The organism is Dorea longicatena, from assembly GCF_025150085.1.
In the GTDB taxonomy this organism is placed as follows: domain Bacteria; phylum Bacillota; class Clostridia; order Lachnospirales; family Lachnospiraceae; genus Dorea_A; species Dorea_A longicatena.
The window spans coordinates 1,846,168-1,870,903 of sequence record NZ_CP102280.1; the positions used below are offsets into that span (position 1 = coordinate 1,846,168).

The following is a 24,736-nucleotide window of genomic DNA, read 5'->3' on the forward strand; positions in this document are numbered from 1 at the left end:
CCATTCGTCGGTTTTGTCGGTGGATACCTTCCCGCATTTCTCTTATAATATGATTATAGATCAAAAAAGCAACTACTGTCCATTATCTTTTCGGCAGTTAATTATTTACGTTACATTTTTACGGAGGTTAATATGGATTTTTACGGATTTTACACAGGAAAAATATTCGACGCCTATGAATTTCTCGGCGCACACCCGGACAAAGACGGAACCACATTCCGTACCTTTGCACCTGCTGCATCACGCATTACAGTCATTGGGGAATTTAACGACTGGCAGGAATGGGAACTTAATAAAACTTATGACGGAAATTTCTGGGAATGTTATGCCAAAGGTGCAAAGCCTGGCATGATGTACAAATACCGCATCTACAGACAGGACGGAAACTGCGTAGAGCACTGCGATCCTTACGGCTTCGGCATGGAACTCCGTCCGAACTTCGCGTCTATCATCCGCGACCTGTCCCATTACAAATTCAAAGACAGCAAATGGATGCAGAAGCGTTCAGTATGCAAGGACAAACCACTCAATATCTACGAACTGCATTTCGGCTCATTTAAGAAGCCTTCTGAAAAGGCAGACGACTGGTACACTTATGTAGAAATGATCGACATCCTGATCCCTTATCTTAAGGAAAATGATTATAACTATATCGAGATCATGCCGCTCAGCGAACACCCGTGTGACGAATCCTGGGGATATCAGAATACTGGATTCTTCAGCCCGACATCACGCTATGGAACTGCCGAAGAACTGATGAAATTCATTGATGCCTGCCACAAGAACGACATCGGTGTGATCATGGATTTCGTGCCGGTACATTTTGCCGTTGATCACTATGCACTGGCCGATTATGACGGAACTTCACTTTATGAATATCCACATCAGGATGTTGGTGTCAGCGAATGGGGAAGCTGCAACTTCATGCATTCCAGAGGCGAGGTTCGAAGCTTCCTGCAGTCTGCTGCGAACTACTGGTTAAGCGTATATCATGTGGACGGAATCCGTATGGATGCAATCAGCCGTATCATTTACTGGCAGGGTGAACCGGCAAGAGGTGTCAACAATAATGCAGTAGACTTTATTCGTGAAATGAACCGCGGATTAAAAACACTGCACCCGACAGTTATGCTCTCTGCCGAGGATTCTACTTCTTTCGAAGGCGTAACAAAACCTGCTGATCAAGGCGGACTTGGATTCGATTACAAATGGGATATGGGCTGGATGAACGATACACTTGACTACTTCCGCACCGCACCGGAATACAGAAGCCGCGATTATCACAAGCTTACGTTCTCCATGATGTACTATTATAACGATGTTTTCCTTCTTCCGCTTTCACATGACGAGGTGGTTCACGGAAAGGCAACCATCGCCCAGAAAATGCATGGAGAATACGAAGAGAAATTCCCACAGGCACGTGCCTTCTATATGTACATGTATGCACATCCTGGAAAGAAATTAAACTTCATGGGGAATGAGATCGGACAACTCCGTGAATGGGATGAAAAACGTGAACAGGACTGGGATATCCTGAAGTATCCAATTCACGATGCATTCCATCACTTCATGCAGAAACTGAATCATCTGTATATGACAACTCCGGCTCTTTCCGCAAAAGACTATGAAAACGCCGGTTTCCATTGGCTGGACTGTCATCAGGAAGAACGCTGTATCTATGCTTTTGAAAGAACGGATGGCAAAGAACGTATTGCCGCTGTCTTTAATTTCTCGGATGAGGATCAGAAAGGCTATGAACTTCCGGTGGAAGATGCGAAAGAACTGGAAGTGATTCTGGCTAGTGATGATGTAACATTTGGAGGAAGTAAGAAGTATACGAAGAAGAAAGTGAAGGTTACGGATGGGAAAGCTGTGCTGGATCTTTCGGCGTATTCAGCAGTGTATTTTGGGATTTAATTTATTAACGGGAAAGCGGCCTCTCAATCCTTGAAGGAAACAATAGATAAGGATTATTGTTTCCTTCAAGTCGTGACTGGCAGCGGATGGTTAATAAATTAAATACCAAATTTCTGGATTTCCTTATTCACCCGGTTTCTCAACATAATCAAATACATATCCGACTTCGGATACCGCTTAAATAACATTTTAATTCTCCCATAAATGGGATTGTGATCACTCGATCCACCATTTTCCCTTCTCCTGCCGACGTAATCCGTTCCGCCGGTGTCATCTGGTCTTATCTGTTTTTTTCTAATCTCATGTTTCCTCCCGGATAAAATTTCTGTCAAATTTTTCTGTCTTTTATTATACCTGCTTCACAGTCTTGTTCAATATCGTCTATACTATTTTTTCTCATTAATTTTATTTATATTTTGCATTATTTATAAGTATTTTCAATCAGATATTTCTAGCTTTCTCTGACATTTCCTTTCATTTAGGATATAATAATATTATCATAATGCTAAGAATCTGCCATTGACATTTTCTTAATGCATACTACAATAAAAGGAGTGTACTTATTATGCACAAAGATGATCAAATGACACCAAAGGAGCGTGCTTTCGCCCTCTTCGCCGGAAAACCTGTAGACCGTATGCCTATCAAGCTTTTTTCTCCGTACATCGGAATGAACTTTGGAGCATCTTACCAGGATGCTTTTGTAGAGGCGAAATCCCGTGCCCACTGGCTCATTGAAAGTTACAAACGTTTTGGTCAGGATGGCTTAAGCGTTAATTACCGTATCGATGGTATTCCGGTTGCGTTCGGTGCCGCATCTACTTATGATGCATTCGGAATTCCGATCATCAAGGAATCTGTTCTGGAAAATATCGGTAATGTTGACCAGTTAGATCTTGAAAAACTTCGTTTTGAAAATGACCATAATGCCCAGGTTGCTTTTGACGCCGTCCGCTATATCCAGGATGAATTGAATGATGAGATTTTCACCGGAGTAGGACTGATGGGACCATTTACGACCGCTGCCAACCTTGCCGGCACAGAAAAAATCTTAAGAGCTATGCGCAAAGACAAAGAGAATCTTCATAAGCTACTTGACTTTGCTGCTGACGCAACGATTGAAGTCGGACGCAAGTTCGTAGAAAATAAAATCGGTATCGGTCTTGCCGAACCGACTGCTTCTTTGTTATCACCAAAACAGTTCCGTGAATTTGTCATTCCATACTATGTAAAAGTTATGGATAAATGGAAAGAATGGGGCAGCCATGGTTCCGGCTTCCACATCTGCGGTGACACTACCAAACTCTTAGAAACCTTCCCTGAAATGGGTATCCGTGGCATCAGTATCGACAGTTCTGTTGATATCGCTTACGCAAAAGAAACAGTCGGCGATAAGCTTTCTATTATGGGAAATGTATCCCCTATGGAAATCTTAAACGGTACTCCTGAAAGTATCGAACAGGCTGTTATCGACTGCTTCCGCAAATGCTGGGACAACCCTCGCGGATTCACGATTGCACCTGGATGTGATATTCCGGTTACCACTTCTCTTGAAAATATCGATGCTTATATGCGTGCAGCAAGAAAATGCGCAAAATATCCGGTTCAGCCATCAAACTGGGAATAAAGGCTAATAAAGCTTGTGAGTAAAGACTTTTTTTTACTCACAAGCTTTTTATACGATATGATATGCCAAAATCACCCATAATATATTCTATAAATCACTCTTATAGTATGTGGACTTCCTTCATAATTCCATTCTTCATCCTATAATCCAGATTTTTTATGCACATCTGTCCTGCAAAACGTATTTTCCCTTTCATCCGAATGCATGCTTCCGCATAACTTAATGAATCTTCTTCCTGACTTCTATCATCATGAATCTGGCAATCAATTAATTTCGCTTTCCCCGTTCCAAGAAGTGCGAATGTCGTCTTCGGACAGAGCAGAATCATTGTATGCTCATCTGCCAGTTTTCCCGCCTGTTTTACAAAATCATAAGTAAAAAGATCCACCATCTGTTCGGCCATTTTCGGTCCCAGAATGTTGACACCACCGGAAGAATCCGCATAACTGATAAAGTCTGCCCCTTGTTCTTTCGCTAGTTTCATATAAGCAAGTATCTCTTTTCCTAACTTCGCAAATATCCGTTCCATAAATTCCGGTTTTTTCCGCATTCCTTTGAATACATACTTAGGATCGATCAGAACATTCAATATCGTCAGAGGTCCTGAGACTTCAAATACAATGTGTTCTCCTTTTTCATGCAATATACGGCAGGCTTTTAAAACCTCCTGTATTCTCCCTTTTCCGAAATCAATTGCCGGAAGTTCTAATATTTCTTCTATATCCGTACACAGATATTCTTTCGCTCTCGGTCCGGTCTTCTCATTTCCATAATTAATGATCCCGCCCATCGCCTCTGCTTCAACGGTATGGCAAAACGGAAGTTCACAGAACGGCGCCTTGTCACATTCCTTAAGTACTTGCGCCAGTTCTGCCATCGTTTCCGCATGCTTATATGCATCCGGGAACGTCAGATTTGTTCGATTTGTTACCGCTTCACGGATGCCTGCTGAATTTCCATATGTACATTTAAAATCCTGAATCATTCCGTAATCTCCGACTCATCCGGGAACATCAGGCAATCTGCAAACAGTCGCTCATATCCTTCCGTTGCTCCCAGTTCCATATATTCCATATGATGTGCCAGTTCTTCCATCTCCTGTTTCGCTTTACCGGACATCAATGCCAGATAAGCTCCTGTTTTGGAAGAGTTTCCCACATAGATCAGTTTGTCTTTCACTTCTTTCGGTAATATTCCGGTTCCGATCAGACTTTCTGCCGGAAGATGTGCTCCAAACTGACCGGCAATCATAACCTGATCCAGATCTTCCATTGTCCTTCCTGCCTTTTTCAACAGTGCATAGAATCCTGAAAGGATCGCCCCCTTTGCCAGCTGGACCTGCCGGACATCACCCTGTGTGATTCTAAGTCTTTCCGTCATCTTGAATTTACGCTTTCTGCCATCTAATTCTAACATCGGATAACGGTAATCTTCTTCACTGATATCCTTCGGCTTTATAAATGCACCATCTTTCCGGATCAGTCCGGTTCTTCTAAGTTCTTTTACTACCGCAAGGATTCCACTACCACAGACTCCTTCCGGTTCCTCTTGCCGGTATTCTTCCTGCCCGATTATCTGCAGTTTCACTCCCTGTTCTGTGATCTTTACATCTTCGATCGCACCGGCCGCCGCACGCATGCCGGAACTGATATTCATTCCTTCCAGTGCCGGACCTGCCGCACAGGAACAGCTAAGCAGCCTTCCATGATCTGAGAACACAATCTCTCCATTCGTTCCGATATCTATAAACAATACATTCTTCTGTTGCTCACGGAGTTCGCAGACATATGCCCCCGCAACAATATCCGCACCGATATAAGCAGATACCGATGGCAGACAATAAAGCCTTGCACCTTCTCCTGCCTGAATGCCGATCTCTGCTGCACGCAGATTCTTTGATTTTACGAATGCAGGAGCATACGGTGCTCTTCCGATAGATCTGGCAGATACACCAAGCAGCATATGCATCATCGTACAGTTCGCCGCCACCGTAATCTCATAAATATCATGCTTCTCAATTCTGCCCTTTCCCGGCACCTCTGGTTTTCTGCAGACTTCGTCTAACATTTCATTAATGGAATCTATAATCGCTTTCTGCAAATGTTCTTTTCCATCTTCCGGATGCTCGGTCTCATAACTAATCCTGGTCAGAACATCCAGACCAAACTCCTTCTGAGCATTGATTCTTGACGCGGTTCCCAGTTCTTTTCCTGTCATCATATCAATCAGTGAAGTTACTACCGTTGTCGTTCCGATATCAATTGCCACACCATAAAGATAATCTGTCTGATCACCGGGCTCAAGTGCCATAAGGCTTTTCTCTGACCAGATGACTGCCGTATAAGTTCCTTCTGCTAATTCCAGATGCTGTAGCAACGAAAATGGAATCTCTACATTTTCCAACTGGCTCAGAAGCTGATCTTCCATGGATGTTTGGTCTTTCAGATTCGGTTTTCTGATATGGATCAATTGCTTTTTGAGCTCTGTATGCTTCTCAAATTCCGGAACATAACCTTCCGAAAGAACTTCAGTCTTTTTCTCTTCCTTAAAGGTTTCCACTTCTAATTCTTCTTCCGGATAGACCATACAGGAAAGCCGGATTCCCCGCGCCAGTTCTTCTTCACTTAAAAAGCGCCTTTCTGTTTCTGTGACTTTACCTGCGTCACCACTTAATATTTTCACTTTACATTTTCCGCAGATTCCTTTTCCATTACACGGATTTTCTACGAATCTTCCTTCTTTTCTTAATTTTTCCAGAAGATTTTCTCTTTTCATATTTTTCATCGTCATTTCGTAATTTACTGTCTTTCTTTCAGACTTCAACTTTTTCTTCTGTTGCTTTCCGGATTCCCAATCTGATTGCCTGAATATTCGTAAGTGGTGATTTTGTTCCCAGACCACATGCCGGTGAAATAATCCCGGAACCATCTCTCCAACATTTGACTGCTAACTGTTCCACTTTCTCCGGATTCCCAAATTCCAGTGTCCATGTGCTGACATTTCCCATCAGCACATGCTTTTTCAAATGCTTCTTCGCATCGCTCATCGCTACACAGGAATCAAAACTCAGCACATCCGAATGGATCATTTCCACCTGCGCATACACATTTCTCATCTGCCCGCAGATATGTACGATCACACCCATCTTTTCTGCCTGGAGATGATCAATGATACGGTTAATGTAGTGCACCGCATATTCCTCGAATAATTTTGGTCCCAAAATCTCTCCTGTTCCACTCGGATCCGAAATTGCTATAATATCCGCCCCTGCATCAATCTGCGCTCTCGCAAAACGGATGATCTCATCTGCTACCAGTTCCATATATTTATGGGCATCTTCTTTTTTCTTACGCAGTTCTTTATAAAATATCACCGGTTCCATTACCGAGCTTGCTGTACTGACCGGTCCTGTAATATTTCCAATGATCGGCACATCCAGATTCCTCGATTTCAAAATGCGAATTGCATCCAGTACAACCTTGACTCTCCCGTAATTCATATCCATCGGCCTGATTTTCTCCCATTCTTTCACCGAATGCAAGGCATATTCTGTCACATGCGGCTCATGCACCCTGTCTCCCAATGTGACTTTTGCACCCATGGACTCTGCCTCGATCGTCATGCAGAATGGAACACCTACATTCTCAAAACAGCCATTTTCATAATTGGCCTGTGCAAGATCCGCCATCATCTCTGCATTCAGATGTGCTTCCGGCCATGTAATCCCAGATTTGTCCATCAAATCTGTCGTGATCATATTCATCATTCCGCCCGGACAGATACATGGCGGCCGGTCTGTCTTTTCATGATGTAACGCTTTTTTTAGTCTTTCTTTTTCATTCATTGATTACTTTTTTTCCTATCTGATATCTTCTATTCGAATGAATAACTTTACAACCTTAACGTGCTCACTTTCATAACATACTATGCAATATTCAGTAATTCTTTTGCAACTCTGACTGCTTCTACTGCATTAACAGAATAGCCATCCGCTCCGATATCATTTGCATATTTCTTCGATACCGGACTTCCCCCGACCATGACTTTCACATTATCCCGGATTCCTCTTTCTTTCAAAAGTTCGATGATATCTTCCATACCGCTCATTGTGGTCGTCATCAATGTGGAAATGCACACCAGTTGTGCCTTTAATGCTTCTGCCTGATTCACAAATTCTTCCGCCGGCACATCTCTTCCAAGATCATGCATCTCAAATCCTGCAGTTTCCATCATAATCTTAACCAGATTCTTTCCAATATCATGCGTATCCCCTTCTACCACTCCGATAACTGCAATCGGTTTTGCAGCCTGTTCCTCTTCATCCGGCAGATATGGTCTTAATACCTCCAGTCCGGCATACATTGCATCGGAACACAACAGAATATCTGTCACAAAATACTCTTCCTCTTCAAACAACTCACTGGCCTTATTCATACCATCTACCAGACCTTCCATGATTCCATCCAGTGCCGGATAACCTGCTTCAATATATTCTTCCGCTACATCAACAACCTCTTCATCCTCCATTTCCAGAACACATTCTGAAAGTTTATTCAATAATTCTTCCTTTGATGTCGTCATCTTCAACGTCCTCCCAATATTTTTCTTAGTCTTCTCATTATCTTTCATCCAATTCTACTTTCATTATAAATTTACACGTTTCATTTTGCAATAATAATTCATACCTAAAGCATCTTTATCTTATTACTATTGATTAGCTTCCATGAAACTGGGATTTAATTTCATTCTTAAGGCATTTGATACCCACGGAATAAAAAGTAGGAATCTGTTCCAGTGAATGTGAAGAAGGTGTTGGAAATAGTTAAGCGTCAAAATTATGCGTTGGGTTTTCGAAATTTGCCTGTTTAAGCCGAATGGCGAGTTGCAAATTTCGGAAGCCCGTTTTTAGCATAATTTTGACGCTTTAGTATTTCCCACCGACGGAACCTGAACAGGAACAGCTTCCTACTTTTTATGCAGGTCCGGGTAATCATGCCTTCCTGAATTAAATCCCAAATTTATTTTTTCTTCCTCGGCACCACATGCACTGCGCCGCCTTCGAGTTCCTCGAGTGCTTCCCCGATTCCTTCATTATAAGTCGGATGCGACCGCATTCCTTTAAGCATCTGCTCTACAGTCAGCCCATTTGTAATTGCAGTCACAAATTCTCCGATCATATCCGTTGCTCTGGCACACATCATCTGAGCTCCCAGGACCTTGCCGGTTGCTTCGTCTGCTACGACTTTGATGAAGCCCCGTTCTTCCTGCGTAATGATAGATTTTCCATTTGCACTCATGATGAACTTGCCGCATTTTACAGCAATTCCATTTTCTTTTGCCTGATCTTCTGTCATTCCTGCAGATGCGATCTCCGGATCTGTATAGACACATCCCGGAACAATACTCAGATCTATGGATGGTTCTTTTCCGGCAAGTTTTTCTGCTACCACGATTCCCTGGGCACTTGCCGCATGTGCAAGCTGTGCACCAAAGATCAGATCACCGATTGCATAGACCCCCGGGATGCTGGATTCAAAGTTCGCATTCACCAGCACACGGCCGCGCTCCATATCTGGTTTTACATTTTCCCCAAACAGACCATCCGTATTCGGGCAACGTCCTACTGCACACAAAACGTAATCTGCCGTTACTTCCTGTTCCTGATCCTTCTCTATATAGTGACAGGTACAGGTTCCGTCTTCTGTTGTTACCCCCTGTACTGCAGCCGAAGTATGAATATCAATACCTCTCTTTTTCAAGATCATCTTCAGATTCTGACTGATCTCTTTATCCATATTCGGTACTAACTTTGGCATTGCTTCCAGGATTGTAATCTTGCATCCAAGGTTCGCATATACTGTGGCAAATTCCACACTGATAACACCGCCTCCGATAATGATCAGACTCTTCGGAGCTTCTTTCATCGCAAAGAGTGCATCACTGGTCAGGACTCTTTCACTATCCATTCCTGGAATTGGAAGTATTAATGGTTTGGAACCGCTGGCAAGGATAATATTTTCCCCTTCTAGCACAACATCTTCCTGTTCTTTCCTGATCCGCACTTTCTTTTCTTCCAGAAGCGTACCTTTTCCATCGTATACGTCTACGCCATTTGCCTTCAGAAGTTGCTCGACTCCCTGCACCAGTTTGTCCGTTGTTTCTTCTTTATAAGCAACAATTTTTCCATAATCATATGTTACATCCGAAGCTGATATTCCGAACCGTTCTGCCTCCTGCATTTCTCTGTATAACGAAGACGCATGGATCATTGCTTTTGCCGGAATACATCCACGGTTCAGACAGGTTCCACCGGCTCTTCGTTCTTCTATAATTGCCGTCTTAAGCCCGAGCTTTGCAGCTTTGATCGCAGCCACATATCCCCCCGGTCCGGCGCCGATTACCACAACATCATATTTTCCGCTCATTTCATTTTCCTCCTGTAAAATCTGTGATCTTTACAAGGTTTTCTTATCATTCTTATAAATCCGTTTCCTGAATCCAGGCAATCACATCATTCATCATATTTTCGACATTCTCATCCTTCGACCAGAATAATCCAAGCTGCACACACATGGTTTCTTTTCGGTATTTGATTCCTTTTAAAAATTTTGGAATTGCCTCCGCCAGTTCAATGTTCAGCGCATCGGAATAGACTTCCACATCCTTGATCTTTCCTGCATCTACCTGAAACTGCATAGTAATCCCGCCCCATGCAAATCTGTGACTCAGCTCGTACTGGAAGTCCAGTTTTCTTCCATACAGCCATTTCCAGGATGAAAAATGTGCTTTCTTTTCTTCAACCTCATCTGCATCCAAATCTTCCATCTTCTTTTCTTCCGATTTCAGATTATAAACCTCTTCAAAAGATTCGCGAAGTGCCTTCTTTAACTCTTCCAGTGTCAGTTCCGGAAGATATTCCCTCAGATTTGTCACTCTGGATTTCACAGAATCCACACCTTTGGATTTCAACTTATCTTTGGATACGGTCAGATACCGGGACAGTATTTCCTTGTTTACATCTACCATAATGGTTCCGTGATGATAGCAGTGTTTTTCCTGCTCATAAAATGCATTACCGGAGAATTTCTTTCCATCGATCAGGATGTCGTTTCTTCCGGATTTTTCTGCTTTCAATCCCAACCGTCCCATTGCATTTATGATTACCTGTAACTGTTTTTCCAGACTATATTCATCTTTATTTACCAAAAATGTAAAGTTCAGATTTCCCAGATCATGATAGACTGCTCCGCCACCGGAAAGTCTTCTCGCAAGATGACCATTCTCTTCTTCTAATTTTGTAACTTTACATTCTTTCCATGCGTTCTGGTTACGCCCGATTACAACGGTATTCTGATTCTGCCAGAGATACAAAATACACTCTTTATCCTCACAGTGGAGGAGTAAATACTCCTCCACTGCAAGATTCTTATATGGGTTCACCTGATCGCTTTCTATATATGTAAGCTTTGTGACCATAACTGTTCCTCTCTTCACTTTTCCTTAAAACACATACCTCAGATGCGGATGTCTTGCCGCATTGACCTCATCCAGTCTTGTAACCGGAGTTGTCACAGGTGCCTGATGTAACTTTTCAGGATCTGTCTCTGCCAGTTCATATAATTTGCGGAATACTGCGATTGCATCGTCCAGTGTTTCTTTCGATTCGGTCTCGGTTGGCTCTACCATCAGTGCTTCATCCACGATCAATGGGAAATACATTGTAGGCGGATGAATACCATTGTCCAGCAGACCTTTTGCAATATCCATTGCCGAGATACCGGTCTTCTTTTTCAGATCTGCAAGACTCATAACAAATTCATGCATACAGATCTCATCATAAGCCATCGGATACAGATCTTTTAACTTATTCATCATATAGTTGGCATTCAGTACTGCATTCCGACTTGCCTCCGGAATACCCTCTCTTCCGAGTGTCTTGATATAAGTCAGTGCTTTTACCACTACAAGGAAGTTACCGTAGAAGCTCTTCATTTCACCGATACTGTTTGCCGGTTTTTCCAGATGCAACGTCTCTTCACCTTCCACCAGATAAGATGGCAAGAAGTCGGATAACATTTCCTTACATCCGACCGGGCCGCTTCCCGGGCCGCCGCCGCCATGTGGTGTGGAGAATGTCTTGTGAAGATTCAGATGGATAACATCGAATCCCATATCGCCAGGACGTACCGTGCCCATAACTGCATTTAAGTTTGCCCCGTCATAATAGCAGAGGCCGCCGCATTCATGGATGATATCTGTAATCTCCAGAATGTTCTTATCAAAGAGACCGACTGTGTTCGGATTGGTAAGCATCAGTCCTGCTACATCGTCTCCTGCTGCCTCTCTTAATTTCTCAATATCTACGCCTCCATCCGGTGCAGATGGAATGCTGACAACTTTATATCCGGCCATCGCTGCACTTGCCGGGTTCGTTCCGTGTGCGGAATCCGGTACAAGAATCTTCGTACGCTTCTCGTCTGATCGGCTTTCGTGATAAGCCTTGATCAGAAGCAGTCCGGTGAACTCCCCGTGAGCTCCGGCTGCCGGCTGCAATGTCATGCGATCCATTCCCGTGATCTCACACAGGGAATTTTCAATCTCTCCGATGACTTCCAGACACCCCTGTACGGTATGTTCCGGCTGTAATGGGTGGATTTCTGTAAATCCAGGCAGTGAAGCCATATCTTCATTGATCTTTGGATTATACTTCATCGTACATGATCCAAGTGGATAGAACCCGTCATTCACGCCGTGTGATTTCTTTGCGAGTTCTGTATAGTGTCTGCTCAATTCACCTTCGGACAATTCCGGAAGGTGAAGCGGCTGTTCTCTTTTATCTTTTTCTTCCGGTAAGTAGATTTCTACATCTGATGCCGGTAACAGGTCGCAGCCTCTTCCCGGTCTGCTTTTTTCAAATATTAACATCCCTGCACCTCCCTTAAGATATGGACTGCCTGATCCATCTCTTCTTTTGTATTGACCTCGGTGCAGCACCACAGAATATGATGCTCATCTAACGGATATCCGCCAAGGATTCCTTCTTCTTCCAATGCTCTTAATATCTTATCCGAATCCACTTCTGATCTGGTGACAAATTCATGGAAGAACTCTGCCTGGTTACAAACTGTCAGACCGATCTCTTCCAGTTTCTCTGCAAAATAATGTGCTTTAGACATAGACAGAATTGCTGCCTGTCTGACACCTTCATTTCCCATCGTTGCAAGATAAACACCGACTGCCAGTGCACAAAGTGCCTGGTTCGAACAGATATTGCTGGAAGCTTTTTCTCTCCGGATGTGCTGCTCTCTTGCCTGAAGTGTCAGTACATAACCAGTCTTTCCGTTATGATCGACCGTCTCACCAACAATTCTTCCAGGGAGCTTTCTCATCATCGCTTCCTTACTTGCCATAAATCCAAGATAAGGTCCGCCGAATCCGAGAGAAAGTCCGAGCGGCTGTCCTTCTCCGACTGCCACGTCTGCCCCGTATTCTGCCGGAGTCTTGATTACTCCCAGAGAAATCGGATTCACTCCCATCACATATTTGGCTCCTGCCTCATGTGCGATCTTGCCGATCTCTTCTGCGTCTTCCAGATTACCGTAATAGTTCGGATGCTGGATATATACGCAGGCTGTCTGCGCATCGATATGTTCTTTTAAATATTCTTTGTCCGTCAGTCCGTCTTTTTCCGGAATGACTTCCAGTTCCATTCCATTTCCGAAGCAGTAAGTCTCTACCACTTCCAGTACATATGGCGGAACCGTTCCTGAGATCAGTGCTTTGTGTCTCTTTCTGTCCTGACACATCGCAACACCTTCTGCCGCTGCAGTTGCACCGTCATATACAGATGCATTGGATACATCCATTCCGGTCAGGTCGCAGATCATCGTCTGATACTCGAAGATCGACTGTAAGATTCCCTGACTGATTTCTGCCTGATATGGCGTATATGCCGTCAGCAAGTTTTCTTTGGATGTCACATTTTTTACCATTGCCGGGATAAAATGTCTGTAAGCTCCGGCTCCGCGGAAGATCGTCTTGAACACCTGGTTCTTTTCTGCAATCTGTTCCATCTCGCGCCGTACTTCAAACTCTGTCTTTCCCTTCGGAATATTCAGTTCCCCTTTTAATTTTACTTCTTTCGGAATATGTGCAAATAAGTCCTCAATGGACGAATAGCCGATTTCCCGAAGCATTTTTTTCCGTTCTTCTAACGTATTCGGTACATAGCTTCCCATCGCTTTTTCACCGCCTCTTTCAATGACTTTGTGTTTATTCCTGCTCGCTTTCTACAAATGCTTTGTATTCTTCTGCAGTTAAGAGTTCTTCTGTTGCTGATACATCTTTTACTTTGATGAACCATGCTTCATAAGCATCGTCATTGATCAGTTCCGGTGAATCTAAGAGTTCTTCGTTAATCTCCGTTACTTCTCCCGTTACCGGTGAATAGACATCGGATACTGCTTTTACAGATTCTACGTCTCCGAATACTTCTCCTGCTTCTACGATATCTCCTACTTCCGGAAGATTGACGAACACCAGATCACCAAGTTCTGACTGTGCGTAATCTGTCAGTCCTACAACTGCTGAATCTCCATCTAATGCTACCCATTCATGTGATTTTGAATATTTTAATTCTTCTTTTAAGATCATGATATGTTACTCCTTTATATTCTCTTATTTTCCCTTTTATCTCTTTTTCTTCTATTTCTTTTTCCTCAGGTTCTTTCCCCTGCTTTTTCTCTTTTTCCTTCAGAATGTTCCCAGATTATTTTTCTCTCTTATAAAACGGAAGTGCAACCACTTCTGCTGCCACTCTTCTTCCACGTACATCAGCCTCTACTGTATCCCCAATTTCTACAGAATCGGCATCAACGAGTGCCATTGCGATCGGATATCCAAGATACGGACAATGAGTTCCGCTTGTTGTATGGCCGATCTTCTTATCTCCTACGTATACATCCTGATGTTCACGGATGATTCCTCTTCCGGTTACTTTAAGACCGATTCGTTTGATGGATGGAGTCCCCTTCTCCTCTAAAGCTGATTTCCCAATAAAATCATTCTTTGCCATCTTCACTGCGAATTTAAGTCCCGTCTCCAGTGGAGTGATGTCATCGTTCATCTCGTGTCCGTATAACGGCATCGCTGCTTCCATACGAAGTGTATCTCTTGCACCCAGTCCGCAAGGAATCAGTCCTTCTTCTTTTCCTGCTTCTAACAGTGTATTCCACATTTCTTCTGCTTTCTCACTTGCCAGATACAGTTCCACGCCATCTTCACCTGTGTATCCTGTCTTGGAAATGATACATGGGATTCCGGCAACTTCCGTATCGAATACTGCATGGTAATATTTCTTTGGAATATTCTCTTCTGCGGTCAGCTTCTTAAGGATCTGCATTGCTTTCGGTCCCTGCAGTGCAAGCTGTGCATACCCGGAAGATACATCTTTGAATGTTACTTCTCCGAACTGGTGGCGTAACATCCACTGATAATCCTTGTCCTTGTTCGCTGCATTCACTACAATAAAGTAGTGTTCATCAGATTTCTTATACACGATCAGGTCATCTACTGTTCCGCCGTGTTCATTACACATCGGGCTGTATCTTGCCTGTCCGTCTACCATGTTGGTAAAATCATTCGTCAGGATCTGGTTCAGATTCGCCAGTGCATCTTTGCCTTCACATAATACCTCTCCCATATGTGAGACATCGAAAAGTCCTGCCTGTGTACGTACTGACATATGTTCTTTGATCACACCTGTTCCATACTGTACCGGGAGAAGATATCCCCCAAATTCTACGATCTTTCCACCGGCTTTTACATGTGCGTCATAAAGTGGAGTCTTTAATTCCATTGTCTTTTCCTCCTTGACATTCTGTGTGTTAGTGCAATACCAGTTCGAATCCGTTGCATTACTAACTGTTAAACATAAAGTGGATATTTACCACAAATCTCATTTACTGCTGCACGGATCTCATCTGCTTTTGTATCAAAGTCTGTAACGGTCATCTTGATCAGTTTTGCGATGGTCTTCATGTCTTCTTCTTTCAGACCTCTCGTTGTCACTGCCGGTGTTCCGATACGGATTCCGCTTGTTACGAACGGGCTTGCCGGATCATTCGGCACTGCGTTCTTATTGACTGTGATATAGACTTTGTCCAGTCTGTTCTGCAGTTCTTTTCCTGTAATATTCATGTTCTGCAAATCCACTAACATCAGATGGTTGTCTGTTCCGCCGCTTACCAGGTTGAATCCCTCATCGATCATAGCCTGTGCAAGTGCTTTTGCATTCTTGATCACCTGTTCCTGATACTCTTTGAACTCCGGTTTTAAAGCTTCTCCGAAACAGATTGCTTTTGCGGCGATGATGTGCATCAGCGGTCCGCCCTGTGTTCCAGGGAAAATGGCTTTGTTGATTGCTTTTGCATATTTTTCTTTGCACATGATCATACCGCCTCTTGGGCCTCTGAGTGTCTTGTGTGTCGTTGTAGTTACTACGTCTGCGTATGGAACCGGACTCTGGTGAAGTCCAGCTGCCACAAGTCCTGCAATATGTGCCATATCTACGAACAAATACGCTCCGACTTCTTTTGCGATATCTTCAAAAATGTCAAACCGGATCTCTCTCGGATATGCAGATGCGCCTGCAACGATCATCTTTGGTTTGCATTCCTGTGCGATCTTACGGATCTCATCGTAATCCAGATATCCATCGTCGTTCACATTATATGGTACGAAATGATATAAGATTCCGGATAAATTCACCGGTGAACCATGTGTCAGGTGTCCGCCATGTGCAAGGTTCAGGCCCATAACGGTATCGCCTGGTTCGAGAAGTGCCTGATACACTGCAGTATTGGCATTGGCTCCGGAATGCGGCTGTACACATACATGCTCACATCCGAATAATTCTTTTGCTCTTTCAATTGCCAGATTCTCCAGAATGTCTACATCTTCGCATCCGCCGTAATATCTCTTTCCCGGATAACCTTCTGCATACTTATTGGTCGGTACGGTTCCCATTGCCAGCATCACTGCCGGGCTTACAATATTTTCAGATGCGATCAGCTCCAGATTTCTTCTCTGTCTGCCAAGCTCTAATGCAAGTGCTTCCCCAACTTCTTTGTCACATTCTGTGATGTAGTTTGTTACATCTTCGATTCTGTTCATTTGTTTTTACCTCCTTCGGAATCTGCCTGCTTTTCGCGCCCATTCCCCATTTTGAGCACTAAAAAAGCAGGCAAAAAATACTTTCTTTTCAAAAGTGTTTTTTGTCTGCCTCTGTCCTTTTACCTGAAAGATTACTTCTTCGGTACAATTCTTATTGTTCTCCAGAGCGTCGTCCGAATTCGTTCCATTTTACCTGAGAGTTTCTGCATGCCCCTTCGGCTCCTATGCTGCATGGTATCTTTGCTTCCTTCTACGCATTTTATCAAAATAATACGTTCCACTTCATTTATGCACTTTGCACATAGGTATCTCACAAATTCATCTATCAACTATGCAATTAGCATAACAGGTTATGTCCTTTAAGTCAACAGTAAATCCATAAGTTAATTATTTATCACAAAAGATGGTACCTGTCAAAGTATTTCAACTCTGCCAAATACCATCTTCTTATCTCCATCTCTTAAAGCTTATTTACTGCTTCCGCAAGATAATCATTGCTTACTTCTGCAAAGTTCTCATTCTCCACTGCCTCTGCAAGACTTGCATCAATCGGCATCTTACCGATGACCGGAACGCCGAGTTCTTCTGCCACTTCGTCGATGTGGCTCTCGCCGAATACGGAGATCTTACGTCCGCAGTCCGGACATTCCAGATAACTGTAGTTCTCCACGATTCCGAGTACCGGGATATCCATCTGTCCTGCCATGTTGTAAGCTTTCTTTACGATCATGCGTACCAGATCCTGCGGAGAAGTTACGATCACGATGCCTTCTACCGGAAGGGACTGGAATACGGTAAGCGGTACATCACCGGTTCCCGGCGGCATGTCTACGAAGAGATAATCCAGTTCTCCCCATGCAACATCTGTCCAGAACTGTGTGACAACACCTGAGATGACCGGACCTCTCCATATAACCGGATCATCTTCTTCCGGAAGTAAAAGGTTGATGGACATGATCTTCGTTCCATCCTTTGCCTCACATGGGAAAATATTTTCTCCATCCCCTTTTGCTTTTTCATGGATTCCATACATCTTCGGAATGGATGGACCTGTGATATCTGCGTCCATGATACCTACAGAAAATCCCTGTTCTCTCATCAGCCTTGCAAGCGATGCGGTAACCATAGATTTTCCAACGCCGCCTTTTCCGCTGACAACTGCGATCACATGGTTGATGTGTGATTTTTTATTTTCCGGTTTGATCAGACTCTGCGGTTTGCTTCCGCATTCACCTGCATGGGAACAGCCCGCACAATCGGACGGGCTGCAGCCTGTTTTTTGTCCTTCTGCCATTTGTCTTACTCCTCTACAGCCGCAATAAGTTCTACTTCACACAGAACTCCCTTTGGAAGTGTCTTTACTGCAACACAGCTTCTTGCCGGTTTTGATGTAAAGTATTTTCCATATACTTCGTTGAATGCTGCAAAGTCACTCATATCTGCAAGGAAGCATGTTGTCTTTAATACCTTGTCAAATGATGTTCCAGCTTCTTTTAAGACCTCTCCTAAGTTCTTGCATACCTGCTCTGTCTGTGCTTCAATTGTAGTTGCTTCTACATCATTCACTTCCGGATTGATTGCGATCTGTCCTGCTGTATACAGTACTCCGTTGTGTACATATCCCTGTGAGTATGGTCCAAGTGCCTTTGGTGCTTTTTCTGTTGCTACGATTTTCATAATGTTATTTCTCCTTTGCTACTTCATATAATTTCTGTGCGATACACACATCAAATAATCCCATTCCAACCGATTTGAAATATGTTGTCTGACCTTCTTTGATCTCTTTTTCCCCCGATACGAGATATTCATGCATCAGTTTTATGCGGTCTTTTGTAAGTTTTCCACTTGCCAGGGGCTGGCTTAGATCTCCGCTTTCCTCACATGCGTATGGCAGTTCTATGTATACATTGTCCACCAGATCCAGTACTGCATCCGGGATTTCCCTCATCTCCGGCATATAAGAGCCGATCGCAATGATGCATTTTCCTCTCAGAAGTTCTTTGTCATCCGGAAGAACAGGTGTGGTAGAAGGAGTTGTTGTACAGATGATATCACTGTTTCGTACAAGCTCTTCCACTGCTTTACATTGTACTACCTTTACGTCTTCCTTATCAATAGCTTTTTTCAGTCTTTCCAGATAATCTGTCAGATCACGGTCACTGTGGTTGAACACATATACGGTATGGATATCTCTTGCCGCACATGCATACACAGCCTGATGGAATCCCTGCATTCCTGCTCCGATGATTCCTACGGTGCGACAGTCTTTTCTTGACAGATGGCGGATCCCCACACCGCCGACAGCTCCGGTTCTCCATGCCGTTACCGATTGCCCGTCCATAACAGCAAGCGGCGCGCCTGTCGTATAATCATTCAGTAACACGATACCATCTATCGACGGCAATCCCAGTTTAGAATTCTCCGGGAAGATCGACAGGATCTTTGTCCCTATGATATCCTTTGTGTAACATGGCATATACATGAGCTGCTTATTTTCATGTTCTACCGTTGGTCTTGGCGGCATATAGAACTCGCCTGATCCATAGATCCGGTATGCCTCTTCAATCTGATCCATCATCTGATCCGGATCGACCATTTCTTCGATCTGCTCCTTGCTTAATACGATCATTTTACATTTCCTCCAGTTCTTTTTGTTCCCTTGTGACATCTCTCAGCCACTTGTATGTCAAATACCGCTTTAAAGTAATCGGTACTTTGATCAGTTCATCACTCATCAGTATAACATATACGACCGGCACACTGGCATGCAAAATAAATGCCGCCACTGCCCCAAGTAAAATGGAGAATCCCCACATCGTCGATACATCCATGATCAATCCGAATTTCGTATCCCCGCCTGCACGGAATACCCCCACTACCATTGTGGTATTAAATGCCTGTGCCACAGTAAAATACGACATAACGAAGAACATGAAACTTAAGTAATTCTTTGCAGGTCCGGTCAGTGCCAGATTCGCATTGGCGATTGGTGCCGAGATCAGTATCAGAACACCACCCAGGATTCCAAGAATCAAACTTAACCACACGAAACGTTTTCCGTATGCCTTTGCCAGTTCCATCTTGCCTTCCCCGATCGTCTTGCCGAGATAGATCGCCGTTGCATGGGAAATCCCGAATGTTACGACTGTTGCAAGCTGTCTTGCCACCTGCGCAACCGAGTTAGCTGCCACTGCTGCGCTTCCAAGATGCCCGATCACCGCCGTATTCGCTGACGTTCCCAGTCCCCACATCAGTTCATTTAATACCACCGGCATAGAATAAACTGCGAAATCTTTTAACAGAACCTTATCGATCTTCACCATATCTTTAAGCCGGATCCTTACTACTTTATTTCGGAAGATGGCATAAACGAGAACCATCACTGTCTCGGCTGCTCTGGCACACAGCGTACCGATTGCCGCACCTCTTACTCCCATTACCGGGAATCCAAGTAGTCCGAAGATCAGGACCGCATTTACCACAATATTCATCAGCAATGAAATCAGATAAATAAATGTAGCCACCATTACCCTCTCGATACTGCGCATAATATTCAGATACACCTGTGTCACCGCCATGAACACATAGGAAAATCCTACGATTCTTAAATACTTTACTCCTTCTGCAATAACTTCCGGATCAGAGGTATATATCCGCATCAGTGTCTCCGGCATGCCAAGAGCTGCTCCTGCGAATACTACCGCAACGATGAGTCCGGCACTTAATCCCATACCCAGAACTTTTTCTATCGTTCTGGTATCTTTCTTTCCCCAGTACTGCGCCGTCAGAACGATTGCTCCGGAAGTCACTCCGTAAAAGATCAGTGTCATGATATACTGGATCTGTCCTGCAAGGGATGCCCCGGATAATACTTTCTCTCCGACTTTTCCGAGCATGATCACATCCGTTGCCGTGACTCCGACATTGATCAGATTCTGGATTGCGATCGGGATGACCAGAGCGAATACATTCCGGTAGAATTGCTTCCTGTTGATTGTTTTTGTATATTTATTTTTTTCTTTCATTTATTTTTTCTCTGCTCCTATATTACATTGTCACATTCAATTTATGACCTATGACACTACCATTATAATCAGTCATACGCTATACTACAAGTAACAAATGTCATGACCGCAGAAAGTAATCTTCCATTTCTTCTGCAGTACCAACATACATTCATCAAGGAGGTAATCTTATGCTTGTACATATAGAAAATCTGGTAAAACGTTACGGTAATCTGTTAGCGCTTGACCACCTGTCACTCGACATCGAAGAAGGCGAGATCTTCGGACTGCTCGGACCAAACGGTTCCGGTAAAACCACCGCCATCAACTGCTTGCTCGCACTGTTAAAATATGACAAAGGAACGATCACGATCTTTGGAAAGGATATGAAGCCGGACAGCTACGATATCAAGCAGGATATCGGTGTTGTCATGCAGAACGTTGCCGTCTTCGAGCAGATGTCCGTCTATGAAAACATCGATTATTTCTGCGGACTCTATATCAGAGACAAACAAAAACGAAAAGAACTCGTGGAAGAAGCCATCGCATTCACCGGTCTGTCCGATTTCCGTAAGATGCGCCCTAAGAAACTCTCCGGCGGACTTCTACGAAGACTGAATATCGCATGCGGCATTGTCCATAAGCCCAGACTCATCATCATGGATGAACCGACCGTTGCTGTAGATCCTCAGAGCCGCAACAAGATTCTGGAAGGAATCGTAGAGCTCAACCGCCAGGGATCAACTATTATCTACACTTCCCACTACATGGAAGAGGTCGAACAGATCTGTACCCGTATCGCGATCATTGATCATGGCCGTGTACTTGCTTCCGGCACAACCGAAGAACTAAAAAAAATGATCAAGACCGGTGAGACGATCACGATCGAAGCGGTTGCGTTAACGAAAAACAACCTGGCAGATATCCGCTCCCTTTCACATGTATTTGACTTATCATACCAAGATCAGACAATGATCCTACGCTGCAGCGGTGCAAAACACAATCTGATCCGAGTACTGAATTACCTGCAGGAACAGGACATTCCATTCGGACGCGTCTTCTCCGAGCTTCCGACTCTCAATGATGTCTTCCTTGAGATCACAGGAAAAGAACTCAGGGATTAAAGGAGGGACACTTTATGTTACATTTATTAAAATATCAGTTCTTACAGACAATACGTTCCCGCTCTATCATGTTCTGGGCTCTCGCATTTCCGCTCATCCTTGGAACCCTGTTCTATGTGTCCTTTGGAAATACCGGTCTTGCAGGAACCGGAGAGACCGACTGGGAACCGGTTCCTGTTGCCATCGTCACAGTGGAAAGCAGTTCCGCAAATGCAGCATCTTTCCTGACATTTCTGAATGAAACGGATCAAGACATGATCGATATCCATTCTTACAAGACAGAAAAAGCTGCCAAAAAAGCGCTCCGGCGGGAGGAAATATCCGGCATCTATTACGTGAAGTCGGTTCCTTCCCTTACCATTGCTTCCAATGGCATTAACCAGAGCATTCTGTCTTCCCTTCTGGACAGCTATGAAAAGAATGCTGACATGATCCGGGATATTGCCACACAGCATCCGGAAAAGCTTTCGGACGCCCTTTCATCCCTGAACGACTATCAGACACTGGTGAAAGAAAAGTCCTTAGGCGGACATTCCTTAGATCCGACACTGACTTATTTTCTCGCACTGATCGCATTTGCCTGCTTAAGCGGAGTCTACTTAAGCATCCATTCCACGGTTCAGCTTCAGGCGAACTTAAGTGCACTCGGAGAACGGCGCAGCATCACACCGACCCACAAACTTTCCCTGATTCTCGGCGATCTGCTGGTACTGGAAAGTATTCATTTCGTCAACATCCTGATCCTGGAGCTTTACCTTACCCAGGTACTTCATATCAGCCTTGGGCATGACATTCCGAAACTTCTTCTCATTACATTTATGGGAACCCTGATCGGTATCTGTCTCGGAATCCTGATCGGATGCACCGGCAAACTGTCCTACAGTGTCAAATCCGGAATCGGTGTCCTCGTTACACTGTTACCGAGTTTCCTTGCAGGCCTGATGTTCGGTGGAATGAAAAATGTGATCGAACAGCACTGCCCGGTCATCAATCGGATCAATCCTGCCAGTGTACTGAGTGATGCATTCTACTGCCTCAGTGTCTATGATGATGCTGTCCGCTACCGCAGGTGTATCCTGATTCTTGTAATCATGTGCCTGCTTTGCATCAGCTTCTCATTTCTCATGATAAGGAGGGAACGTTATGACAGTATTTAAAGGATTTTTAATCATAACCAAACGCAATCTCCTGATGGTATTTATGTATCTGGCAATCTTCCTTACGATCGGAATCCTTGCCTCCGGCAGCGACAGCAATACTTCCGGCACCGGGTTCCATGCCCAAGCACTCACGGTAGGTGTGGTAGATCATGACGGAGGCGTGCTTTCCAAAGGACTTTCCACATACTTATCACAGTATCATACCATCAGGCAAATGCCGGATGACACTGCGAAACTCCAGGACGCACTCTTTAACCGGAATGTCTCTTATATCGTGACCATTCCGAAAGATTTTAAAACCTCCTGCCTCCGTGAGCATCAGGCATTGCCGGTATCCAAGATTCCGGGAAGCACAGACGGGTACTACGTCGATCAACAGATCAACACCTATCTGAATCAGGCACGTGTCCTGACAGACAGTGGTTATTCCGATAAAGAGGCAGCTGCATATATTCTGAAACATGCAGACAGTTCTTCTCATGTTACGATGTTAAAATCTGCTTCTTCTGAAAAGGCGCCGGGTTATGGTTACATGTATCAGTATCTGCCATATGTGTTAATCTCCATACTGTGTTATGTAATGGGACTGATCATGATCGCATTCCATCAGCCGGATCTGCAAAAGCGAATCCTTTGCTCGGCTGTGTCCATCAGAAGCCAGAATCTGCAGCTTGCACTGGGATATCTGGCAGTCGGATGCTCCGTTTGGCTGCTCACAACATGGATCCCTGCTTTCTTCTTTTACCGGAAAGCATTTTTCCAGTCGTCAAAGATGCCATATTATATGCTCAACAGTCTGACCCTGCTTCTGGTCGGTCTTGCTCTTTCCTTCCTTCTTGGTACATTTATCACCAAAGAAGATATCCTGACCGCCCTCGTAAATGTTGTCACACTTGGCATGAGCTTCCTGTGCGGTGTATTCGTTCCACTTGATATCATGGGAAAAGGCGTGAAAACCGTGGCTCATTTTCTTCCGGTCTACTGGTATGAGATCAGTAACAATCTGCTGAATAACTCTGCTGTTCTCACTCAGGCACAGAGACAACTCTTATACCGCAACTATGGAATCCAGTTACTTTTTGCCGCTGCGATCTTCTGTATCGCACTGGTAGTCAGTAAAAGAGCAAGGCAGACAGCATAATGCTGCCTGCCCTGCTCTTTTTTCTATCTCTATTTTATCTTTTTCTTCTGTATCCATTCCACAATCTTATATCCCAGATATCCGGAAAGACTTCCGAATATCACGCCGCCGATAATATCAGTCGGATAATGCACATACAGGTACAATCTTGATAATGCAATCAGAACCGCAAGTACAAGAGCCGCTTTCCACATCTTCTTCTCCCCGGCAAGATACAATGCCGTAACCGAAGCAAAGGAAGCCGCCGTGTGTCCCGACGGGAAAGAGTAATCCCGCGGCTTTGCGACCAATAATTGTACTGCTGTATTGACATCGAATGGTCTGGTTCTTGCCGCCAGATTCTTTATGAGCACATTGCAGAGCAGCACATCCACCAGCAATGCCGCCATCATGATCACCCCTGTCTTTCTTGTCTTCGGAATGATCAGTAATAATACCGTCAGAATGATCCATACGATTCCCGCATCTCCAAGTCTGGTAATGAGCGGAACAACCGCATCTCCTATTGGCGTTCTTAAATTCTGGATCATATCAAGAATATGTATCTCCATCTATCTTATCCTCTCAAATTGATTTTTCTTATTTATATT

Annotated in this window: 21 protein-coding genes and 1 riboswitch; of the genes, 5 read left to right on the forward strand and 16 right to left on the reverse strand. The window is 44.0% G+C overall.

What is annotated here, in order from left to right; translation table 11 throughout:
* Nucleotides 1-132 precede the first annotated feature (132 nt).
* A complete protein-coding gene (glgB, locus tag NQ508_RS08800) occupies nt 133-1,917 on the forward strand; it encodes a 1,4-alpha-glucan branching protein GlgB (RefSeq protein ID WP_006427980.1) in 1,785 nt (594 codons plus the stop codon).
* Between the two features lie 565 nt (nt 1,918-2,482).
* The gene (locus NQ508_RS08805; protein WP_006427982.1) at nt 2,483-3,544 is read left to right on the forward strand and encodes a uroporphyrinogen decarboxylase family protein; all 1,062 of its coding nucleotides are present in this window, start codon (nt 2,483-2,485) and stop codon (nt 3,542-3,544) included.
* Nucleotides 3,545-3,644: 100 nt separating this feature from the next.
* Here the strand turns inward: NQ508_RS08805 and NQ508_RS08810 are convergent, their stop codons facing one another.
* The 15 genes from NQ508_RS08810 to NQ508_RS08880 form a co-directional block, all read right to left on the reverse strand.
* Nucleotides 3,645-4,529 carry a methylcobalamin--coenzyme M methyltransferase gene (locus tag NQ508_RS08810; protein ID WP_006427983.1) on the reverse strand — a complete coding sequence of 295 codons (885 nt, stop codon included), beginning with the start codon at nt 4,527-4,529 and terminating at the stop codon, nt 3,645-3,647.
* The gene (locus tag NQ508_RS08815) at nt 4,526-6,319 is read right to left on the reverse strand and encodes an ASKHA domain-containing protein (RefSeq protein WP_242654766.1); all 1,794 of its coding nucleotides are present in this window, start codon (nt 6,317-6,319) and stop codon (nt 4,526-4,528) included. The genes NQ508_RS08810 and NQ508_RS08815 overlap by 4 nt, the downstream gene beginning before the upstream one ends.
* 37 nt (nt 6,320-6,356) lie before the next feature.
* A complete protein-coding gene (locus NQ508_RS08820; protein WP_006427985.1) occupies nt 6,357-7,388 on the reverse strand; it encodes a methylcobamide--CoM methyltransferase in 1,032 nt (343 codons plus the stop codon).
* An 80-nt stretch (nt 7,389-7,468) separates the two neighbouring features.
* Nucleotides 7,469-8,125 carry a corrinoid protein gene (locus NQ508_RS08825; protein WP_044920246.1) on the reverse strand — a complete coding sequence of 219 codons (657 nt, stop codon included), beginning with the start codon at nt 8,123-8,125 and terminating at the stop codon, nt 7,469-7,471.
* A gap of 437 nt (nt 8,126-8,562) precedes the next feature.
* A complete protein-coding gene (gene lpdA, locus NQ508_RS08830) occupies nt 8,563-9,969 on the reverse strand; it encodes a dihydrolipoyl dehydrogenase (RefSeq protein WP_006428867.1) in 1,407 nt (468 codons plus the stop codon).
* Nucleotides 9,970-10,021: 52 nt separating this feature from the next.
* The gene (locus NQ508_RS08835) at nt 10,022-11,020 is read right to left on the reverse strand and encodes a lipoate--protein ligase (RefSeq protein ID WP_006428868.1); all 999 of its coding nucleotides are present in this window, start codon (nt 11,018-11,020) and stop codon (nt 10,022-10,024) included.
* A 24-nt stretch (nt 11,021-11,044) separates the two neighbouring features.
* Nucleotides 11,045-12,469 (reverse strand): aminomethyl-transferring glycine dehydrogenase subunit GcvPB, encoded by a 1,425-nt coding sequence (gene gcvPB / locus NQ508_RS08840; protein WP_006428869.1) that lies wholly within the window; start codon nt 12,467-12,469, stop codon nt 11,045-11,047.
* Nucleotides 12,463-13,782, reverse strand: coding sequence for an aminomethyl-transferring glycine dehydrogenase subunit GcvPA (gene gcvPA / locus NQ508_RS08845; protein ID WP_006428870.1), 1,320 nt, complete (start codon nt 13,780-13,782; stop codon nt 12,463-12,465). Before gcvPA ends, gcvPB begins: the two co-directional genes overlap by 7 nt.
* Nucleotides 13,783-13,816: 34 nt before the next feature.
* On the reverse strand, nt 13,817-14,197 hold the full coding sequence (gene gcvH, locus NQ508_RS08850) for a glycine cleavage system protein GcvH (RefSeq protein ID WP_006428871.1): 381 nt from the start codon (nt 14,195-14,197) through the stop codon (nt 13,817-13,819).
* Nucleotides 14,198-14,312: 115 nt separating this feature from the next.
* The gene (gcvT, locus tag NQ508_RS08855) at nt 14,313-15,401 is read right to left on the reverse strand and encodes a glycine cleavage system aminomethyltransferase GcvT (protein WP_006428872.1); all 1,089 of its coding nucleotides are present in this window, start codon (nt 15,399-15,401) and stop codon (nt 14,313-14,315) included.
* 68 nt (nt 15,402-15,469) lie between these two features.
* Complete coding sequence (locus tag NQ508_RS08860) at nt 15,470-16,717, reverse strand: serine hydroxymethyltransferase (RefSeq protein WP_006428873.1); 1,248 nt, start codon at nt 16,715-16,717, stop codon at nt 15,470-15,472.
* A gap of 101 nt (nt 16,718-16,818) precedes the next feature.
* Nucleotides 16,819-16,892: riboswitch (glycine riboswitch) on the reverse strand.
* 285 nt (nt 16,893-17,177) lie between these two features.
* Entirely contained in the window at nt 17,178-18,011 is an 834-nt protein-coding gene (locus NQ508_RS08865) for an Mrp/NBP35 family ATP-binding protein (RefSeq protein ID WP_006428874.1), read from the reverse strand.
* Between the two features lie 5 nt (nt 18,012-18,016).
* Entirely contained in the window at nt 18,017-18,394 is a 378-nt protein-coding gene (locus tag NQ508_RS08870) for a RidA family protein (RefSeq protein WP_006428875.1), read from the reverse strand.
* 4 nt (nt 18,395-18,398) lie between these two features.
* Nucleotides 18,399-19,346 (reverse strand): ornithine cyclodeaminase family protein, encoded by a 948-nt coding sequence (locus NQ508_RS08875; protein WP_044920752.1) that lies wholly within the window; start codon nt 19,344-19,346, stop codon nt 18,399-18,401.
* Nucleotide 19,347: 1 nt separating this feature from the next.
* Entirely contained in the window at nt 19,348-20,742 is a 1,395-nt protein-coding gene (locus NQ508_RS08880) for an MATE family efflux transporter (protein WP_006428878.1), read from the reverse strand.
* A 170-nt stretch (nt 20,743-20,912) separates the two neighbouring features.
* Between NQ508_RS08880 and NQ508_RS08885 the strand changes: the two genes are divergently transcribed.
* The 3 genes from NQ508_RS08885 to NQ508_RS08895 are packed head-to-tail and all read left to right on the forward strand — an operon-like array spanning nt 20,913 to nt 24,146.
* Nucleotides 20,913-21,845: an ABC transporter ATP-binding protein gene (locus NQ508_RS08885; protein ID WP_006428879.1), complete on the forward strand. Its 933-nt coding sequence runs from the start codon at nt 20,913-20,915 to the stop codon at nt 21,843-21,845.
* A gap of 14 nt (nt 21,846-21,859) precedes the next feature.
* Complete coding sequence (locus NQ508_RS08890; RefSeq protein ID WP_044920755.1) at nt 21,860-23,002, forward strand: ABC transporter permease; 1,143 nt, start codon at nt 21,860-21,862, stop codon at nt 23,000-23,002.
* Nucleotides 22,989-24,146, forward strand: a complete 1,158-nt coding sequence (locus tag NQ508_RS08895; RefSeq protein ID WP_006428881.1) for an ABC transporter permease — start codon at nt 22,989-22,991, stop codon at nt 24,144-24,146. The genes NQ508_RS08890 and NQ508_RS08895 overlap by 14 nt, the downstream gene beginning before the upstream one ends.
* 29 nt (nt 24,147-24,175) lie before the next feature.
* On the opposite strand, the gene NQ508_RS08900 is transcribed toward NQ508_RS08895, so the two are convergent.
* Nucleotides 24,176-24,697, reverse strand: coding sequence for a phosphatase PAP2 family protein (locus tag NQ508_RS08900; protein ID WP_006428882.1), 522 nt, complete (start codon nt 24,695-24,697; stop codon nt 24,176-24,178).
* Nucleotides 24,698-24,736 lie beyond the last annotated feature (39 nt).

What these genes read in the sequence shown, in the direction of transcription:
- glgB (WP_006427980.1), top strand. Translation starts at nt 133, where the DNA reads ATGGATTTTTACGGATTTTACACAGGAAAAATATTCGACGCCTATGAA.
- NQ508_RS08805 (WP_006427982.1), top strand. Translation starts at nt 2,483, where the DNA reads ATGCACAAAGATGATCAAATGACACCAAAGGAGCGTGCTTTCGCCCTC.
- NQ508_RS08810 (WP_006427983.1), bottom strand. Translation starts at nt 4,529, where the DNA reads ATGATTCAGGATTTTAAATGTACATATGGAAATTCAGCAGGCATCCGT.
- NQ508_RS08815 (WP_242654766.1), bottom strand. Translation starts at nt 6,319, where the DNA reads ATGAAAAGAGAAAATCTTCTGGAAAAATTAAGAAAAGAAGGAAGATTC.
- NQ508_RS08820 (WP_006427985.1), bottom strand. Translation starts at nt 7,388, where the DNA reads ATGAATGAAAAAGAAAGACTAAAAAAAGCGTTACATCATGAAAAGACA.
- NQ508_RS08825 (WP_044920246.1), bottom strand. Translation starts at nt 8,125, where the DNA reads ATGACGACATCAAAGGAAGAATTATTGAATAAACTTTCAGAATGTGTT.
- lpdA (WP_006428867.1), bottom strand. Translation starts at nt 9,969, where the DNA reads ATGAGCGGAAAATATGATGTTGTGGTAATCGGCGCCGGACCGGGGGGA.
- NQ508_RS08835 (WP_006428868.1), bottom strand. Translation starts at nt 11,020, where the DNA reads ATGGTCACAAAGCTTACATATATAGAAAGCGATCAGGTGAACCCATAT.
- gcvPB (WP_006428869.1), bottom strand. Translation starts at nt 12,469, where the DNA reads ATGTTAATATTTGAAAAAAGCAGACCGGGAAGAGGCTGCGACCTGTTA.
- gcvPA (WP_006428870.1), bottom strand. Translation starts at nt 13,782, where the DNA reads ATGGGAAGCTATGTACCGAATACGTTAGAAGAACGGAAAAAAATGCTT.
- gcvH (WP_006428871.1), bottom strand. Translation starts at nt 14,197, where the DNA reads ATGATCTTAAAAGAAGAATTAAAATATTCAAAATCACATGAATGGGTA.
- gcvT (WP_006428872.1), bottom strand. Translation starts at nt 15,401, where the DNA reads ATGGAATTAAAGACTCCACTTTATGACGCACATGTAAAAGCCGGTGGA.
- NQ508_RS08860 (WP_006428873.1), bottom strand. Translation starts at nt 16,717, where the DNA reads ATGAACAGAATCGAAGATGTAACAAACTACATCACAGAATGTGACAAA.
- NQ508_RS08865 (WP_006428874.1), bottom strand. Translation starts at nt 18,011, where the DNA reads ATGGCAGAAGGACAAAAAACAGGCTGCAGCCCGTCCGATTGTGCGGGC.
- NQ508_RS08870 (WP_006428875.1), bottom strand. Translation starts at nt 18,394, where the DNA reads ATGAAAATCGTAGCAACAGAAAAAGCACCAAAGGCACTTGGACCATAC.
- NQ508_RS08875 (WP_044920752.1), bottom strand. Translation starts at nt 19,346, where the DNA reads ATGATCGTATTAAGCAAGGAGCAGATCGAAGAAATGGTCGATCCGGAT.
- NQ508_RS08880 (WP_006428878.1), bottom strand. Translation starts at nt 20,742, where the DNA reads ATGAAAGAAAAAAATAAATATACAAAAACAATCAACAGGAAGCAATTC.
- NQ508_RS08885 (WP_006428879.1), top strand. Translation starts at nt 20,913, where the DNA reads ATGCTTGTACATATAGAAAATCTGGTAAAACGTTACGGTAATCTGTTA.
- NQ508_RS08890 (WP_044920755.1), top strand. Translation starts at nt 21,860, where the DNA reads ATGTTACATTTATTAAAATATCAGTTCTTACAGACAATACGTTCCCGC.
- NQ508_RS08895 (WP_006428881.1), top strand. Translation starts at nt 22,989, where the DNA reads ATGACAGTATTTAAAGGATTTTTAATCATAACCAAACGCAATCTCCTG.
- NQ508_RS08900 (WP_006428882.1), bottom strand. Translation starts at nt 24,697, where the DNA reads ATGGAGATACATATTCTTGATATGATCCAGAATTTAAGAACGCCAATA.